Raw genomic sequence first — 15,815 nt, 5'->3', positions numbered from 1 at the left:
ACGTATACCGTCTGCGTTGGGTAAGCGAACTCGATTCTGCGCTTTTCGAATTCTTCTTTCAGCGTAAGGTTAATTGTCTGCTGGATATCCATATATTTATTATAGTCATTGTTTTTAACGTAATAAACCACTTCAAAACCAAGACTGAAATCGCCATAAGTTGAAAAATGGGCGCGGTCAAAGGTTGCCCCATCAATGTTTTTTATAATATTTGCTATTATTACGGGAATTTCTTTTAATTGTTGGGTAGTCGTTTGATAAGCAAGTCCAAACTTAAACGATATCCTTCGCTGCTCCATCTTTTTATAGTTCCTGACTCTTGATTTTGTTAAGTCGCTGTTTGCAAAAACCAACTGTTCCCCGTTCAGGCTTTTTATTCTTGTCGTTTTTATGCCTATGTTTTCAATAGTTCCCTGGTAGTTATCAACCGCAATGAAGTCCCCGATTTCAAACGGCTTATCAAGTATAATGGCAAAATAGCTGAATAAATCGCCTAAAACGGCTTGTGCCGCAAGCGCTACCGCTACTCCGCCAATTCCCAATCCCGCGACTACCGTTGAGACTTTAAATCCAAGATTATCAAGCAGAAAAACGATACCAAGTCCCCAGATGATTACGTTTATTACCGTAACTACTCCTTTGAGGCTTTTTTCTTTGGTGGTATCTTTTTCGCCTTTCAGCCAGTGAGTTTTTAGAGAATAAGTTATTAATTCCGCCAAAAATAAAATCCCGCAAACAGTTAAAAATATGGTTCCCACGACTTTAATGTCTTTTAATACTTTAGCGCCTAATGTCAGATGTCTTACCCCAACATAAAAAACACCAAAGTAAAGCAAAGGAATTAAAGTTTTTTCAAAAAGGCGGATTAAAAAATCATCTACCGTTGTAGCGGTTTGTTTTGCGAACGATTTAAGGCGTTTAAAAATAACCGTCTTTGTTATGCTTATAATAAGGATAAAGATAATAATGCTGATAGCGCAGGTAATATAGCTTGATAGCTTATTACCCAAAAACGTTTCTTGCATCAAATCCTGAAACATATCCTCTCCTGTTTTTAGAGGCGGAAAAATTGCCCCTATATTACCCCCAGACTATTCTACCTATTCTGTTCCACCTTACTTTCTCCCAAATTTTATAAAGTGGCGGTTTCTGATTCCACGAAAAATACAATATCAATGATTTGCCGAGCAAATAGCGTTTATTAAGCGGTCCCCAGAACCTTGAATCGAATGAAGCATCCCTGTTATCTCCCATAACGAATATGCAATCTTTAGGAACTTTTACCGGACCGAAATTATCTCTTACGTTTCCGCCGCCATTCATAAAACCGCTTTTTTCCCATATTTGTTGATATTGATAATCTTCTAATTGCAGCTTTTCATAAACGGTTGGGTCGTCAAATTTAGTGTAATGTTCTTCTAAAAGTTTATTATTTACGTATACTTTTTTATCTTTTATTTCTACAATATCTCCTGCGGTTGCGATACAGCGTTTTACGAAATCCTTTCTCTCATAAGGGTATCTGAATATAACTATTTCTTTATATTTGGGGTCGTGGAACTTAAGAATTCTCGTATCCGAGAAGGGAAGTCTTATTCCGTATAAAAATTTGCAGGCAAACAAATGGTCTCCTATAAGTAAAGAATCTTCCATTGAACCGCTTGGAATGCGGTATGCCTGAACGATAAATGCCCTGATTAACACGACAACAACCACAATATAAACTAAATCTTTGACCCACTGGTTAAAAGCGTTTTTATTGTTTTTTGGACGGTTATCGGTATTTGTTTTTTTCATAATTTTTATCCGGCATCCTCCTGATGTTTGTAACGATTACCACAAAATCCTTCCCATCCTGTTCCACCTTATTTTTTCCCATATCTTATAAAGCGGCGGGTCGGGATTCCATGAAAAATGTATAATCAATGTTTTGCCTAAAAGGTAACATTTATTAAGGGGGCCCCAGAACCTTGAATCGAAAGAATCGTCCCTGTTATCTCCCATAACGAATATGCAATCTTTAGGTATTTTTACGGGACCGAAATTATCGCGAATTTCGCCTCCGCAACGCATAAACCCTGTTTTTTCCCATATCTTCTGGTATTGCGAGTTTTCCAATGGCAAACTTTCATAAGTTGTCGGGTCTATGTGTTTAACGTAAGGTTCATCTAATAATATATTATTTACGTATACTTTTTTATTTTTTATTTCTACGATATTTCCTTCTGTGGCGATACATCTTTTCACTAATTTTCTGCGCTCATAAGGAGCTTTAAAAATGACTATTTCTTTTGGCTGTGGTTTATGAAATTCTAATATTCTGGTATTTGTAAAAGGTATTTTTATGCCGTACAAAAACTTACAACCAAATAATTGGTCGCCTATAAGAATAGTGTTTTCCATAGAACCCGTGGGAACTCTATATGCTTCGACTACACAAGCTCTTATGAGGAATACCGTAACTCCGATGAAAACAATATCTTTTAACCACTGATTTGATTTTTGATTTTTGATCGTGGAATTTGGATTTTTGGACTTGGGAGTTGGCCTGATATTTATTTTCTTCATACTATTATATCAACTATATTATTCTTATGGAAGTTGTCAAGAAAAACGGGTATTATAAAGAGATGCGTTACTAAATTTTGGCCTGTGTTATGACAACTGGTGGCTTTTCCATACGATTTCGGAATAACCTATCATTGTTCTTCCGTTATCGTTTTCTTCGGTAACAGGCTGTTGAATGTATTTTTCCAATTGCTCTTTGCTCATTATTATCCACTTGGAAGGCATTATTTCATCATTTTCTGAATCCGCATCGTGTTTGTGTGTAATAAGAACTTTGTAGAACTTAGACATAACGCCCCCTTTTGCTTCCTTTTGTTTGATGCAATTTTATTGGACAGTTTTTGCATTGTTTCATCCTGCAAAAATTATTATATATATGAATCATTCCCTGGTTGTAAATTTCACTGCGCAATCCTTTTTTATCCTTGAACCTGCCTGCCGAGTAGGCAAGTAAAATTCGTTTCATATAATTTGTAATATAGTTGTCAGGTAAAGGTTTATAAGATTTATATTTTTCTATAACTTCATCTTTCAGGTCTTCCCTTGTTACCGAGAGTACAGGCAGCCATACATTCAATATTATTATTCCGGCGCAGGGTTTGCCGATTTTAGTTTTACTATTTTTGCAATAAGGCTGCAAATGTTTTTCAATTTCTTTCAGCTTTAATTCGTATTTAACCAGAGAATTATACATCCCGGTTTGTATTGTTCTTGCCAGGAAACAACTTATTGCGTTTATGCGATTTATAGGAAAATTATGAGGCCTGACTTTGAAAAATTGCCATTCGTAAGGATTCATAATATTTGGAATTTCACGTTTAATTTTTTCCCATAAAGGGTTTAACTTTTCAGGCAATAATCCTGCAGTTCCGAGAAGAGCAGTTTTTATAAGTTTTATCCGAGTAGAAACGGGAAGATTACAGGTTATTTTTTTCAGCTTTTTGGCATCTATATATTCCGCGAGTTTCGCAAAAGCGTTTTTGTTCTTCGCGTATCCTAACGCTTTCATAATGCCCGAATATACCGCCTGCTCTGCACCATAAGATTTTATCGTATCCTGAAATTTTTGTTTGCGAAGTTCGAATCTTTTAAGCCCTTGTTGTTCCAGCAGGACTTTCAATTCGTCATTGGAGATATTTTTTGTATGACAACATATAAAAGATTTTGTTTTTATCGTTGCCTTCGTGTATTCTTTAAACAGCTTGTTTAGTGGCCGGATGCACCATTTGGATAACTCAAGCGCAGGTATTTTATTCCCTGTTTTAGTAAAACAATCTTCCGTATTGCTTTGCCCAACTACGTGTAATATAATATTATTATATTTTTGGTCGGTATAGTGTTTATGCAAGTTCCAGTCCGAAGAAAACGTATGAATTTCTACATCGCCTGAGACAGGCAATCCGTTAAATTCAATGATTGCGTTCTTAAAATCTGGTCCGTCGTCTAAATTTAATTCGCCAGGGAAAACTACATTTATTGGTTGAGAATCTTCCGTCAGGAGGTTAGTTTTTATTGACTGAGTTTCCCATATCCAGGAGAGGAATGCTTCTTTTAATAGCTTGTTATCCACAATACGCTTCCAAATAAAAACCAAAAGGACATTTTACTCCACCCTAAAACCTAAATTTCCTTTTAGCAAGAAGTACTGCTTACAAATTTTAATCTTTTCCTGAGATGCGACCATTTTTTCCAATCGTTATGCTTATGACATAAGCGTCCTGCAACAATACTTGCCGAAATATTTAATTCATTGGCAAAGTTCATAATAGCATTATCGGAAGTGTCCTTTTTACTAATAAAACTCAAATATTTTTTTTCAGGAATAAGTGTTTCACAGGCAAACTCGTCGGCTTCTTTTTCCTTGTCTTCCGTTGATTTTTGGTCTTCAAATTCAATGAATTGTTCTTTTTTACTGTGTTTCACAAGATGAGCAATCTCGTGAAAAAAAGTAAACCAGAATATATCATCTCGGTTCCCTCTCAAGCTTAATTGAATTATTGCTTTATCAGGATTAATCCATCTTGTTGCACCGTTTACATAAGTTTTTTTTAAAGGAGGAACAAATGCTACTGCTATACCGGAAGACGAACAAATATCAATTAACTTGCTTTGAAATACTTCGGGCTTTTCTTTAGTTAAAGATTTTAAACTCTCCAAAGAGTTTATTAGTTTGCTTTTATCGAAGTCTTGTGTTTTGATTTCTTGCGCATCTATTTCTCCACACCTTAACCATGCGGCTAATGATTCATTAGATACTTGTTTGCCCTTTGTTCTTCTAAAAGAAACCCCAAGATTTACTGGCACAAGATTGAGAGAAGTTATTCCGAAAAAGCTAAGCAAGTTGTTGATTTTTTCTTTTGCATCGAGTGTTTTTTTAACATATCCCCATTTATAAAGTTCATTATAACAGGTAAATTTTTGTAATAGGGGCAGTTCTTTTGCAACTTGTTTTTCAAAACTTAATCTTGCCAATGTCTCTTCATAATTCTTTTCTAAATTATTCCAGAAATTTGCCGACATACCGAACACCATCGACAATTTTATTGCAGTATCGGGAGTTATAGGGTTTTTCCCCTGAATAATTTCATTGATTGTTTTGGTCGTCAACCCTGTTCTGTGCGCTAAATCAGCCTGGCTCATCTTTAAAGAATTCAAAGTATCCTCTAAAGTCTTGCCGGGATGAATAGCTATATCCGGATTATATTTTCTTTCTGCCATTAAACCCCCTTTAATGATAATCTTCTATTTTAATTATTTCAACAATAGTAATTAATTTTAAGTTTACAAAATCTCCGCCATTTGATGGCAATAAAATTAACCTGTAAGGATGCTTTATATCAACGGCAAAATGATTCTTGTAGTTACCTGCCAACTTATGTAGCCTTGCTTGTGGTAGTTTAGATATATCATACAAGCTTTCCGCAGCTACAAGTTCATTGATTCTTTTTACTATTTCTCCCGCCTGTTGTTTCCCGTATTTCCGACACAACTCTTTTTCGCTTTCACAAATCTTTTGTAACTTAGAACTCTTGAATAATACTTTCATTACCTTAAAACACTATCGGAAAAATGTCAAGTTTTTATTAACCCAATGGGTTAATATTTTTTAAGTAGTTTTGTTTTGTTGCGATTTTGCATTTTTTAATAGCCATGTTTTGACGAACAAATCCAAATCACCATCCATTATATTCTGCAATCTGCCGGATTCTACTCCCGTACGATGGTCTTTTACCATTGTATAAGGGCAAAAGACATAGGAACGTATTTCCATTCCCCAGGAGATATCCTGTTTTTGCGGGGTCATTTCCGCAAGCTTTTTTTCATCTTCATTCTTTTTTAACTGGTATAATCTTGACTTTAATACTTTCATTGCATTCTGTTTGTTGTAAAATTGTGAGCGCTCGGACTGGCAGGATACAACGGTGTTTGTTGGTAAATGAGTTATTCGTATGGCGGAGGAAACTTTATTTACATTTTGCCCGCCTGCCCCGGAAGACCTGAAAGTATCTATTTTTAAATCTTCTTCTTTTATGTCTATCTTTGCATCGTCTTCTATGAGCGGGTATACAAAACAGGAAGCAAAAGAGGTGTGTCTCTTGCTGTTTGCATCAAAAGGTGATATTCTGACGAGTCTATGTACTCCCGACTCACTTTTTACCCATCCATAAGCGTTCTTGCCTTTTACTTCTATTGTTACGTTTTTAATCCCGGCAATCTCCCCTGCCTCATAATCTATGATTGTTGCTTTGAATCCTTTTCTTTCAAACCATCTCAGGTACATTCTCAATAACATAGATACCCAGTCGCAGGACTCGGTTCCTCCTGCTCCGGGATGAATGTTCAACAATGCAGGATAAGTATCTACTTCATCGTCAAAGATATGATTGATTTCTATTCCTTCTATTTTATCAATAAGTTTGGTAATTTCGGATTCCACGGGTTCGCCGAGTTTTGCGAATTCGATTAAATCGGCATATTCCGTAGAAACCTGTTCTATTTCTTTCACGATTTCCTGGTGTCTTGATAGTGATTCGCTGAATTCTCGCGCCCTGTTGTTATCGTCCCAGCAACCGGGTTTGCTTAATTCGTCGTTTAACTTTGAGACTATTTTTTTATGTTTCTCAATATCAATTAAGCCTTGCAGCTCTGCAAATTTTTCCTGCAGTCGCTTTACTAATTCTTCTGACATAGCCATTTGTTTTTAATCCTTCCCTTCTTCGCTTTATCTGTTAAATCCCCAATCCGCATTCCGCAATTCCAAAATCTGATAATAGTTGATTATCAAAAGAAGTCAAGTAAAATAGGAAGAGACTTTTTTAGCAATAAACGAGTATACTGAAAAAATTCTAAATCAACTCAAACGGTTATCCTAAAGCCCTTATCTGTCATTCTGAACGTAGTGAAGAATCTCAATATATTGTTCAGGGCAGACTAATAAACTAGATAGGATATGAGACCCTTCGCTTTGCTCAGGGTGACAAAAAAGGGTTTTCGGCGCATTAGCAAACTTATTATTGACAATTGTTGTAAGCGATTTATATTCTTTATTCTAATTTCTTGAGGGGGATAAAATGATATATCTGGATTACAATGCCACTACTCCTACGGATGAAAAAGTCGTTGAAGCTATGTTGCCGTATTTCTCCGATAACTTTGGAAATCCTTCCAGTTCATACAGGTTAGCGCATACAAGCTTAAAAGCAAAAGAAGAAGCCAGGGAAAAAGTCGCTTTACTTATCGGTGCAAAACCAAACGAAATTGTTTTCACATCCGGCGGAACAGAGGCAGATAATTTTGCCATCAAGGGAGTCGCTTTTGCAAACCACCGCCATGGCGGGATCTCCGATAAAAGCAAAGGCAACCATATTATTACTTCTACAATAGAACACCACGCAGTATTCAATTCCTGTAAGTGGTTGGAAGAACAGGGATTTAAAATAAGCTACATTCCGGTAGATAAATACGGAACCATAGACTTAAACAAATTAAAAGATTCCATAACCGATAAAACTATACTCATCTCCGTAATGCACGCAAACAACGAAGTCGGGACGATTGAACCCATTAATGAGATAGCAAAACTTGCAAATAAAAACGGAATTTATTTTCATACGGATGCTGTCCAGACAACGGCAAAAGTACCTATAAACGTTCATAATATGTGTATAGATTTGTTGTCTTTGTCTGCGCATAAGTTTTATGGACCTAAAGGCGTAGGCGCTTTGTTCATTAAAAAAGGAACAAAGATGGACGAATTTATGCACGGCGGACACCAGGAAAAAGGTATGCGGGCGGGCACCGAAAACATTCCGGGAATAGTCGGATTAGGAAAAGCCTGTGAACTAGCCATACAAAATCAATATGCGGAAGAAGAAAGAATCAAAACACTGAGAGACAAATTAGAAAACAAAATATTAAACGGAATAGACGAAGTAATTCTTAACGGGCATCCTACAAACAGGTTAGCCGGGACATTAAACGTATGCATAAAATACGTTGAAGGTGAGTCTATGTTGTTGGACCTTGATTCCGAAGGGATATGCGCTTCTACGGGTTCAGCCTGTACGTCGGGTTCTTTTGACCCGTCGCACGTACTTGTGGCAATGGGCGTGTCTCCGGTAACCGCGCAGGGAGCATTAAGATTTAGCATAGGCCGCTATACTACGGAAAAAGACATTGATAAGGTAATAGAAGTATTACCCAGAATCGTTGAAAGGTTACGGAAGATGTCCCCACTTTATAAAAAATAAAATTAATGTAACCGCAGATGAACGCAAATGGACGCAGATTAAATGAAGTATCAGAGAAAATTATCGGAGGCGCTTTCAATGTTCATAATACTTTGGGATGTGGTTTTTTAGAAAAGGTTTATGAAAATGCGTTAGCGTTAGAACTCAAAAAAGCAGGATTTAAGATTGCACAACAATCGCCAATAAAAGTTTATTATGAAAAGGAAATTGTAGGAGATTATATCGCCGATATTTTAGTTGAAGATGAAATAATTATAGAGATAAAAGCAGTAAAGTTTATAGATGAAATTCATGAGGCACAGCTTATAAATTATCTTAAGGCGACCAAATTGAAATTGGGTCTAATATTGAACTTTTGTCGTCCTAAATTAGAAATAAAGAGGTTGGTCAATGAATTCTAATCATTTGCGTTTATCCCTGCCTGCCGGCAGGCAGGTGTGTTTATCTGCGGTTTCATAAAAAGAATTTGTTGAAAAAATGGACTTAAAAGAAAAGATTTATCAACTTAAGAAACTGCACAACGCCGTAATTCTTGCGCATAATTACCAGAGAGGTGAGGTTCAGGATATTGCGGATTACGTGGGAGATTCGCTTGGATTGTCAAGAAAAGCTTCGGAATTGGATTGCAAAGTAATAGTATTTTGCGGGGTTAAGTTTATGGCGGAAACGGCAAAAATACTTTCCCCTAAAAAAACCGTCCTTATTCCAAGAATGGGCGCTACCTGTCCAATGGCGGATATGATTAGTGTTGAACAGTTGGAGAAACTTAAATCAGAACATCCGGGTGCAGTTGTCGTCTCGTATGTAAATACAAACGCAGACGTTAAAGCGATAACGGACGTATGTTGCACTTCGGCCAATGCGGTAAAAGTAGTGCAAAACATAAAAGCAAAAGAAATTATATTTGTCCCCGATAAAAACTTAGCCAACTATGTGAGGAAATTCACCGACAAAAAAATTATATCCTGTATGGGACATTGCTATGTCCATTCTAAAATGACTGCAGAAGATGTGAAATCGGCAAGGGAATCCCATAAAAACGCTCCGATAATTGTCCATCCTGAATGCGAAAATGAAGTAGTTGAACTTGCGGATGAAGTATTAAGCACGGATGGAATGTTAAAGTTTGCAAAGGCTTCAAAGGCAAAAGAAATAATAATCGGAACGGAAGAAGGCATAATTCATAGACTGAAAAAGGAAAACCCAAATAAGGAATTTTACACACTTGGGCCGGCAAGAATGTGTAAAAATATGAAACTTACTAAGCTGGAAGATATTTATCTTGCCTTATTGGCGGAGTCAGATTTAAACGGGAAAGAAAATCAATATAGATTAGAACTACCGGATGAAATAATAAGAAAAGCTTCCTTATCGCTTACGCGAATGCTTGAGTATGTATAAAAATTTAAGAAGGAGAAAAACGAAAATGAAACATCTGGTACATCCCGATCAGGCGGGGAATGCTACGGCGGTGAGGTTATTTGTATTTATTAGTTTGATTGTAGGTACGCAGTTTATTTTATCCTCAATTGTAAATGCCACAAATGTAAGTGGAACAATCAGCACAAATACACTGTGGGACACGACAGGCAGTCCATATATTGTTACGGGAAATGTGACAGTAGATACTCTTGTAACCTTAAGAATTGAGCCGGGTGTTAAAGTATTATTTAATACTGCAAAAGGCATAACAATAAAAGGAAACCTGTATGCAATAGGAACATCTACGGACTCAATTATTATAAGCGCATTGGATACTACTAATTGGGCACAAAGATGGAGAAATTTATGTTTTCAATCACCATCTACCTGCAGTCTTAAGTATTGCAGGATTGAATATGCTGATAGTTCGGCAATATACAATAACGGATCGGATTCTATTTATATAGGATACAATACAATATTAAATAATTCTACTACTTATGGTGGTGGAGGCATTCATAATTATGGAACAGCTGAAATAACAAATAATACAATATCAGGCAATTCTGATAAGAATCTTAACGGTAGAGGTGGAGGCATTTGTAATTATGGAACAGCTGAAATAATAAACAATACAATAGCCAACAATCATGTTTTTCTTGGTTATGGTGGTGGTGGCATCCATAATGGTAATTATGACACAGCCAAAATAACAAATAATATAATATCTAACAACAGTGGTGGAGGCATTTGTAATTTTGGTATAGCTGAAATAACAAATAATACAATATCAAACAACTCTGGTGAGACGGGAGGGGGTATTTGCAGTCAGTCTGGCACAGTTGAAATAATAAGTAATACAATATCTAACAATTCTTCTAATAATACTGGCGGGGGTATCTATAATGTTGCTATAGCCAAAATAATGAATAATAATATAATATCTAACAACTCTTCCAATACCGGTGGTGGTATTGCTAACTATTACACAACTGAAATAATAAGTAATGCAATATCAAAAAACTCCTCTGGTAATTCCGGTGGTGGTATCTTTAATTCTGGTACATCTAACGCTAAGATAATAAATAATATAATAATAGATAACCATAGTAATTGTGGTGGTGGCATCTATAATAATTATGGTACAGCTAAAATAATAAACAATACAATATCAAATAACTTGGGTGTGGGTGGTAGTATCTATTCCTATACCTATAGTACAACAACAATTCGTTATAATACAATAACCGATACTACTGCTTTTGCTATCTTTATCTCTGAGGGAAGTCCTTTTATCCGAACAAACAATATCTATGCCACTGGTTATGCGGTGCATAATGCTACAACAAATAATATAAATGCGAGATATAACTATTGGAACACAACAGATACTGCTACAATTAATAATTTAAGAATTTTGGATTACTATGATTATGTTAATGCAGGGATAGTCTTTTATAAACCATTCCTTGATACTGCATTTACCGATACAATTGCCCCTCCTCCACCGATTAACCTGACTGCCAATAAGATTGATTCTACATTTGAAGTTAGTTGGACTAATCCGTATGATACAAGCGGCATTTCAGAATATTACTATAAATTAGGCTCTGCCCCAACTTCTGATTTTGATACCACACATACATTCCATTATTCACCCGATACAATTAATGTGACTTCAAATAAGTCTTTGTATGTCTGGTTAGTAGATAGTAGCGGCAACTTAAATTATCTTAATAGTGCGGTTGCGGTTATAGGTGTAGAAGAAAATGAAAAAACTCTTGATAAGGTTGTTTTATTTTCGCCATCCCCAAATCCTTCGCTAAATAGTATGACAATTAAATATGGCTTACCTGAAAAGGCTAATGTTAGTTTGAGACTTTATGATATATCCGGTAGAATGGTCAAAACCCTTTACTCCGAAATCCAAGAGAAAGGCTATCACACTGTTAATATAAGAAAAGGCGAATTTCCTAAGGGAGTCTATTTTATTAAATTTGCTGCTGGTAACTATAAAGAAACCAAGAAACTCATATTGATGAAGTAGAGTCGGTGGACAGTAAAATAAAGAAGCCCTTCTGTTCAACGCAGGAGGGCTTTTTTGTTTTTATGGAGACATATCAAATTCAAACTATAAATGTTATATTTTGTAAGGATGAGCATATATAACGAGCGGTTATTTATATTTTATTTCTTTTAAGTACAACCCCTGTGGCGGAGCGGAAAGGAATTTTCTTGCGTTCTTTTTGCAGTCAATTGCATCTTGAATATCTTTTTCACGGAGATATCCTCTTCCAAATTCAGTAAGTGTTCCGACGATTAACCGTATCATTTTTCGTAGAAAATGGTCTGCGCAAATTTCAAATACATTATCATTCTTTTTCTGAACAATTTTTAGCGTTTTTATATCACATTCTCCTTCGTCTTTAGATGCAAAGAAATCAAACCGGTGTTTTCCTAAAAATAAGGGAAGCACGGATTTAATTCGTTCTATATCCAATGGAAACTTATATTCCCAGATTCCATATCTTCTGATAGGAGATTTCCCTATTACTAGTTTATACAAATATGTTCTTGAAACTGCATCAAAATGGGCGTTAAACTTTAAAGGCATATCGTTTACAGACTTAACGCAAACGTCCTGTGGTAAGTGCAATAGTGCCTGTTTTAATTTTCTCGGAGTAATCTTTGTTTCTGTTTTGAAATTTGCTATCTGGGAAATGGCGTGGACTCCGGTGTCGGTTCTTGCTCCGCAGGTAAGCTTAATTTTCTCCTGTAAGATGCTTTCTAATTCCGATTCAAGGACTCCCCTTACCGTACGTTTATGCGGTTGAATTTCCCATCCATAAAAATTCATTCCATCGTATTCGATTTCAAGTTTTATATTTCGCATTTTATTTTACTGTCAGACAGGTTTATAACCGGGAGTTTAAATAGCCCTACAAACAGAAAAGCAAACCCGAGGGTTTGCTTTTCTTAATTATTTTCGATGTAACGCAATTACAAAAACGGAACTATTCTTTCGTCTCTTCTTCCGGTTCTTTTTCTTCTTTCTCTTTTACTACCTTTCCTGTTTCCGAAAGAATTATTTTTCTCTTCTCGGCATCTACTTCTACAAGAATAAGTTCCATATCATCTCCGGCTTCATATTTTTCCTGCCATTTTTTGGATGTTTTAGCAAGATGAGACGCCGGGAGAAAACCTTCTATTTTCTGTTTATCCACTTCAAACTTTACTACGATTCCCTTTTCAACGACTTCTTTTATTTTACACTTGAAGCTTTCTCCGACTAAACCGTTAACCGTAAGTAATGGGTCTGGCGTAAGTTGTTTTATCCCGAGAATTATACGTTGTTTTTCCGGTTCAATCGAAATGACTTTGCATTTAACTTTTTTGCCACGGGTTAATATGTCGGAAGCATGTTCAATTCTTTCCGTCCACGAGAAGTTTGCAAGCGGCAAAAATCCCGTTATGCCGTCTTTAAGGTCAACAAAAGCTCCAAACCTTGAAAAAGATTTAACGGTTCCGCTGACAAGTGAATCAAGAGGATATTCGTCGTTTACTTTTTCCCATGGATTTGGCTGTAATTGTCGTAAGCTTAAAGAAATCTTTTCTTCTTCTTTATTTACATTCAAAATTATTGCCGATATTGTATCTCCTACGGCAAGCAACTGGGACGGTGCGGTAACGTGTCCCCAGGACATTTCCGAAATATGTAATAAACCTTCAATTCCGGGTTCAAGTTCAATAAACGCGCCGTAATCGGTAATGGAAATAACTTTTCCTTTTATCTGTGAATTTGCGGGATATCTGCTTTCAATGTTATCCCACGGATAAGGAGTAAGTTGTTTTATACCTAATGCTATATGTCCTTTTTCTTTGTCTATTCTTAAAATTTTCACGTTTACTTTTTCATTTTCCTGTACTACTTCGGAGGGGTGATTAACCTTTCCCCAGGATAAATCTGAAATATGGACAAGTCCACTGACTCCACCGATATCCACAAACACTCCAAAATCGGTGATTTTCTTAACTAATCCTTCGGTTACTGCTCCTTCTTCTACTTTCTCCCATAATTCTTTTCTTTTTTTGTCCAATTCCTCATCCCTGGCTGCTTTTCTTGAAACTACGACATTATTCTTAATTTTATCAAGTTTGATTACCTTGAAATTCATTATTTTGCCGACCATATGACTTTGTTCGTTTTCGTCCGTATCAATTTGTGACCCCGGCAAGAAGGCTTCTACCCCTTTTATATTAACCATAAATCCGCCTTTGATGGATTTACTGACTTTGCCTTCTATAGAGATATTGTTTTCATGTATGTCGGAAAGGACTTTCCACATTTTGAGAGAATCCGCTTTGCTTTTAGAAAGACGTATTATACCTTCTCTCCCTTCTACTTTATCAACGAAAACTTCTATGAATTCTCCCGCTTTAAGCACGGAAGGATTGTCAAATTCTTCAATAGAGATTATAGTATCAAACTTAAAACCTACATCCACAACAACATCTCTATCAGTTACTCTAATAACTTTACCCTTTATTATTTCTCCTTCCTTAAAATCAAGGAATGAAGTGTCAATTAACTGTAAAATACTTTCCCTGTCTGATTTCATTATTTCCTCCATAATCTTTCTATTTTTATAATAAAGTTTACTTTTGTCAACAAGTTTATTCTTAAAGCCGTTATATATAAGTTATTGTTGTCGTGTACATAACAACTCATAATAACTTGAGATTATTGTCTTTGAAGTTTATATTTTGTGCGCCATAAACAATAATTTTATTGACAAACATAATAATTGAATTTATCTTGAAAGCTAATTTATTTAATTGACTAAAAGAAGTAGGGGGTGAGGATAATGAAGCATATGCCGTCCCTTTTAGAAGAGGAGATAAAAGGGTATCGGAATTTATACTCCTCAGAAAAATAATTCTTGGAGGGAAAATGAAAACATTGTTAAGCATTGTAGCAATTATGGCTACTATAACAGTTGCAGAAGCAAAAATGGGTATTGGTTATGACGTAAAAAATTCAGCAGTATCTTATAAATACTGGGCAGAAAAAGTTGGATTCCAGGGCGAATTACGTGCAAAATATCAGGGCGCAGAAAGTGGCGCTACAACACAAGCTTCTTCAATGACATTAGATGCTACCGCATACGTTCTTTATCCGATAGCAAAAGCAGATAAATTTCATTTAAACGGAGCAGCAGGCGTTTCTTACGTAATGTACAACAACTTGGATCAGGTAGAGGACAGAACAAAAACAAATATGGGCCTCAGGCTTGGATTTATACCTGAATATTATGTAACCGACAATTTCTCGTTTGAATGTTTCTTTGGAGTAGGCATTACAATGGTAGGCGAAACAAAAAATGATACGGTTGGAATGAAAGATGATTATAAAACACTTGAGATTATGGGAGATGGGTTGTCTCTAAGTTCGGGAGTGGCTTTCCACTTCTATTTCCCTGAAACAGTAAAGGCAGCAGCTGAAGCAACACCAGCAGAAACACCGGAAGAAGAAGATGCAGAATAATTAACGATAATTATATCGGGCAGGTATTTGAAAAAATGCCTGCCCTGTTTTTTATCTAACTTAATGAAAAATTATTTTTGGATCTTTTTTAGTTTGATAATCTTCGGATGCACATATAATTTTAAGGGTTTTTCGTCAAGGAATATTCGTTCCGTTGCCGTTCCGGTATTTGAGAATAAAACATCCCAGTATGAACTCGAGACTAAATTGACAAAATCCGTTATAGATGCTTTTATCCAAGATAACAGATTAAAAGTTCTTGACAAAAGCAATGCGGAGTCTATACTGACAGGTGAAATTTTGCAGTATAAAAGGGAAGTTTTCTCTTATGACGACAAAGAGAGTGTAAAAGATTATAAAATAGAACTTATGGTGAAGCTTACTTACAAAGATAAATCAGAAAAAGTATTATTATCCAAAGAACTTAGCGAGTGGCATGTATACCCGTTTAACGAAACCGAAGAATCCGGTATAGATGCTTTATGTAATAAATTATCGTTAACCGTATTAAAAACGGTGATGGAGTAAAA

The 15,815-nt window shown here is 35.9% G+C and carries 16 protein-coding genes; 6 read left to right on the top strand and 10 right to left on the bottom strand.

Annotated elements, in window-relative coordinates; all coding sequences use genetic code 11:
- The 8 genes from WC614_08865 to prfB all read right to left on the bottom strand — a co-directional run.
- A partial coding sequence (locus WC614_08865; protein MFA5033117.1) for a mechanosensitive ion channel family protein occupies positions 1-1,040 on the bottom strand: 1,040 nt, incomplete at its 3' end.
- A gap of 40 nt (positions 1,041-1,080) precedes the next feature.
- On the bottom strand, positions 1,081-1,797 hold the full coding sequence (lepB, locus tag WC614_08860; protein MFA5033116.1) for a signal peptidase I: 717 nt from the start codon (positions 1,795-1,797) through the stop codon (positions 1,081-1,083).
- A gap of 36 nt (positions 1,798-1,833) precedes the next feature.
- Positions 1,834-2,568: a signal peptidase I gene (lepB, locus tag WC614_08855; protein ID MFA5033115.1), complete on the bottom strand. Its 735-nt coding sequence runs from the start codon at positions 2,566-2,568 to the stop codon at positions 1,834-1,836.
- Between the two features lie 87 nt (positions 2,569-2,655).
- Complete coding sequence (locus tag WC614_08850) at positions 2,656-2,859, bottom strand: hypothetical protein (protein ID MFA5033114.1); 204 nt, start codon at positions 2,857-2,859, stop codon at positions 2,656-2,658.
- Positions 2,852-4,138, bottom strand: a complete 1,287-nt coding sequence (locus tag WC614_08845; protein MFA5033113.1) for a DUF2851 family protein — start codon at positions 4,136-4,138, stop codon at positions 2,852-2,854. The genes WC614_08850 and WC614_08845 overlap by 8 nt, the downstream gene beginning before the upstream one ends.
- A 62-nt stretch (positions 4,139-4,200) precedes the next feature.
- Positions 4,201-5,286: a HigA family addiction module antitoxin gene (locus WC614_08840; GenBank protein MFA5033112.1), complete on the bottom strand. Its 1,086-nt coding sequence runs from the start codon at positions 5,284-5,286 to the stop codon at positions 4,201-4,203.
- A gap of 10 nt (positions 5,287-5,296) precedes the next feature.
- On the bottom strand, positions 5,297-5,614 hold the full coding sequence (locus WC614_08835) for a type II toxin-antitoxin system RelE/ParE family toxin (protein MFA5033111.1): 318 nt from the start codon (positions 5,612-5,614) through the stop codon (positions 5,297-5,299).
- A gap of 60 nt (positions 5,615-5,674) precedes the next feature.
- Complete coding sequence (gene prfB / locus WC614_08830; protein ID MFA5033110.1) at positions 5,675-6,763, bottom strand: peptide chain release factor 2; 1,089 nt, start codon at positions 6,761-6,763, stop codon at positions 5,675-5,677.
- A 376-nt stretch (positions 6,764-7,139) separates the two neighbouring features.
- Here prfB and nifS point away from each other — a divergent pair, with 376 nt between their 5' ends.
- From nifS to WC614_08810, 4 genes are all read left to right on the top strand, one after another.
- Positions 7,140-8,318: a cysteine desulfurase NifS gene (nifS, locus tag WC614_08825; protein MFA5033109.1), complete on the top strand. Its 1,179-nt coding sequence runs from the start codon at positions 7,140-7,142 to the stop codon at positions 8,316-8,318.
- 17 nt (positions 8,319-8,335) lie between these two features.
- Positions 8,336-8,719 carry a GxxExxY protein gene (locus WC614_08820; GenBank protein ID MFA5033108.1) on the top strand — a complete coding sequence of 128 codons (384 nt, stop codon included), beginning with the start codon at positions 8,336-8,338 and terminating at the stop codon, positions 8,717-8,719.
- A 76-nt stretch (positions 8,720-8,795) separates the two neighbouring features.
- Positions 8,796-9,719: a quinolinate synthase NadA gene (gene nadA, locus WC614_08815; protein ID MFA5033107.1), complete on the top strand. Its 924-nt coding sequence runs from the start codon at positions 8,796-8,798 to the stop codon at positions 9,717-9,719.
- A 25-nt stretch (positions 9,720-9,744) separates the two neighbouring features.
- A complete protein-coding gene (locus tag WC614_08810; protein ID MFA5033106.1) occupies positions 9,745-11,787 on the top strand; it encodes a T9SS type A sorting domain-containing protein in 2,043 nt (680 codons plus the stop codon).
- 129 nt (positions 11,788-11,916) lie between these two features.
- Here WC614_08810 and truA read toward each other — a convergent pair whose 3' ends face one another.
- Together truA and WC614_08800 are read right to left on the bottom strand one after the other, a co-directional pair.
- Positions 11,917-12,633, bottom strand: a complete 717-nt coding sequence (gene truA, locus WC614_08805; protein MFA5033105.1) for a tRNA pseudouridine(38-40) synthase TruA — start codon at positions 12,631-12,633, stop codon at positions 11,917-11,919.
- Between the two features lie 121 nt (positions 12,634-12,754).
- On the bottom strand, positions 12,755-14,371 hold the full coding sequence (locus WC614_08800; GenBank protein ID MFA5033104.1) for a 30S ribosomal protein S1: 1,617 nt from the start codon (positions 14,369-14,371) through the stop codon (positions 12,755-12,757).
- A 320-nt stretch (positions 14,372-14,691) separates the two neighbouring features.
- Here WC614_08800 and WC614_08795 point away from each other — a divergent pair, with 320 nt between their 5' ends.
- Both WC614_08795 and lptE read left to right on the top strand, forming a co-directional pair.
- Positions 14,692-15,285: a hypothetical protein gene (locus WC614_08795; protein MFA5033103.1), complete on the top strand. Its 594-nt coding sequence runs from the start codon at positions 14,692-14,694 to the stop codon at positions 15,283-15,285.
- 63 nt (positions 15,286-15,348) lie between these two features.
- Positions 15,349-15,813 (top strand): LPS assembly lipoprotein LptE, encoded by a 465-nt coding sequence (gene lptE / locus WC614_08790; GenBank protein ID MFA5033102.1) that lies wholly within the window; start codon positions 15,349-15,351, stop codon positions 15,811-15,813.
- Positions 15,814-15,815 lie beyond the last annotated feature (2 nt).

The sequence above is a fragment of the bacterium genome, from assembly GCA_041649255.1.
GTDB lineage: Bacteria > Hydrothermota > UBA3073 > JACQXS01 > JAQTXJ01 > JAQTXJ01.
Note: the sequence above shows the minus strand (reverse complement) of the source record. Positions and strands in the feature narration are given on the sequence as shown.

What these genes read in the sequence shown, in the direction of transcription:
- lepB (MFA5033116.1), bottom strand. Translation starts at nt 1,797, where the DNA reads ATGAAAAAAACAAATACCGATAACCGTCCAAAAAACAATAAAAACGCT.
- lepB (MFA5033115.1), bottom strand. Translation starts at nt 2,568, where the DNA reads ATGAAGAAAATAAATATCAGGCCAACTCCCAAGTCCAAAAATCCAAAT.
- WC614_08850 (MFA5033114.1), bottom strand. Translation starts at nt 2,859, where the DNA reads ATGTCTAAGTTCTACAAAGTTCTTATTACACACAAACACGATGCGGAT.
- WC614_08840 (MFA5033112.1), bottom strand. Translation starts at nt 5,286, where the DNA reads ATGGCAGAAAGAAAATATAATCCGGATATAGCTATTCATCCCGGCAAG.
- WC614_08835 (MFA5033111.1), bottom strand. Translation starts at nt 5,614, where the DNA reads ATGAAAGTATTATTCAAGAGTTCTAAGTTACAAAAGATTTGTGAAAGC.
- prfB (MFA5033110.1), bottom strand. Translation starts at nt 6,763, where the DNA reads ATGGCTATGTCAGAAGAATTAGTAAAGCGACTGCAGGAAAAATTTGCA.
- nifS (MFA5033109.1), top strand. Translation starts at nt 7,140, where the DNA reads ATGATATATCTGGATTACAATGCCACTACTCCTACGGATGAAAAAGTC.
- WC614_08820 (MFA5033108.1), top strand. Translation starts at nt 8,336, where the DNA reads ATGAACGCAAATGGACGCAGATTAAATGAAGTATCAGAGAAAATTATC.
- nadA (MFA5033107.1), top strand. Translation starts at nt 8,796, where the DNA reads ATGGACTTAAAAGAAAAGATTTATCAACTTAAGAAACTGCACAACGCC.
- WC614_08810 (MFA5033106.1), top strand. Translation starts at nt 9,745, where the DNA reads ATGAAACATCTGGTACATCCCGATCAGGCGGGGAATGCTACGGCGGTG.
- truA (MFA5033105.1), bottom strand. Translation starts at nt 12,633, where the DNA reads ATGCGAAATATAAAACTTGAAATCGAATACGATGGAATGAATTTTTAT.
- WC614_08800 (MFA5033104.1), bottom strand. Translation starts at nt 14,371, where the DNA reads ATGGAGGAAATAATGAAATCAGACAGGGAAAGTATTTTACAGTTAATT.
- WC614_08795 (MFA5033103.1), top strand. Translation starts at nt 14,692, where the DNA reads ATGAAAACATTGTTAAGCATTGTAGCAATTATGGCTACTATAACAGTT.
- lptE (MFA5033102.1), top strand. Translation starts at nt 15,349, where the DNA reads ATGAAAAATTATTTTTGGATCTTTTTTAGTTTGATAATCTTCGGATGC.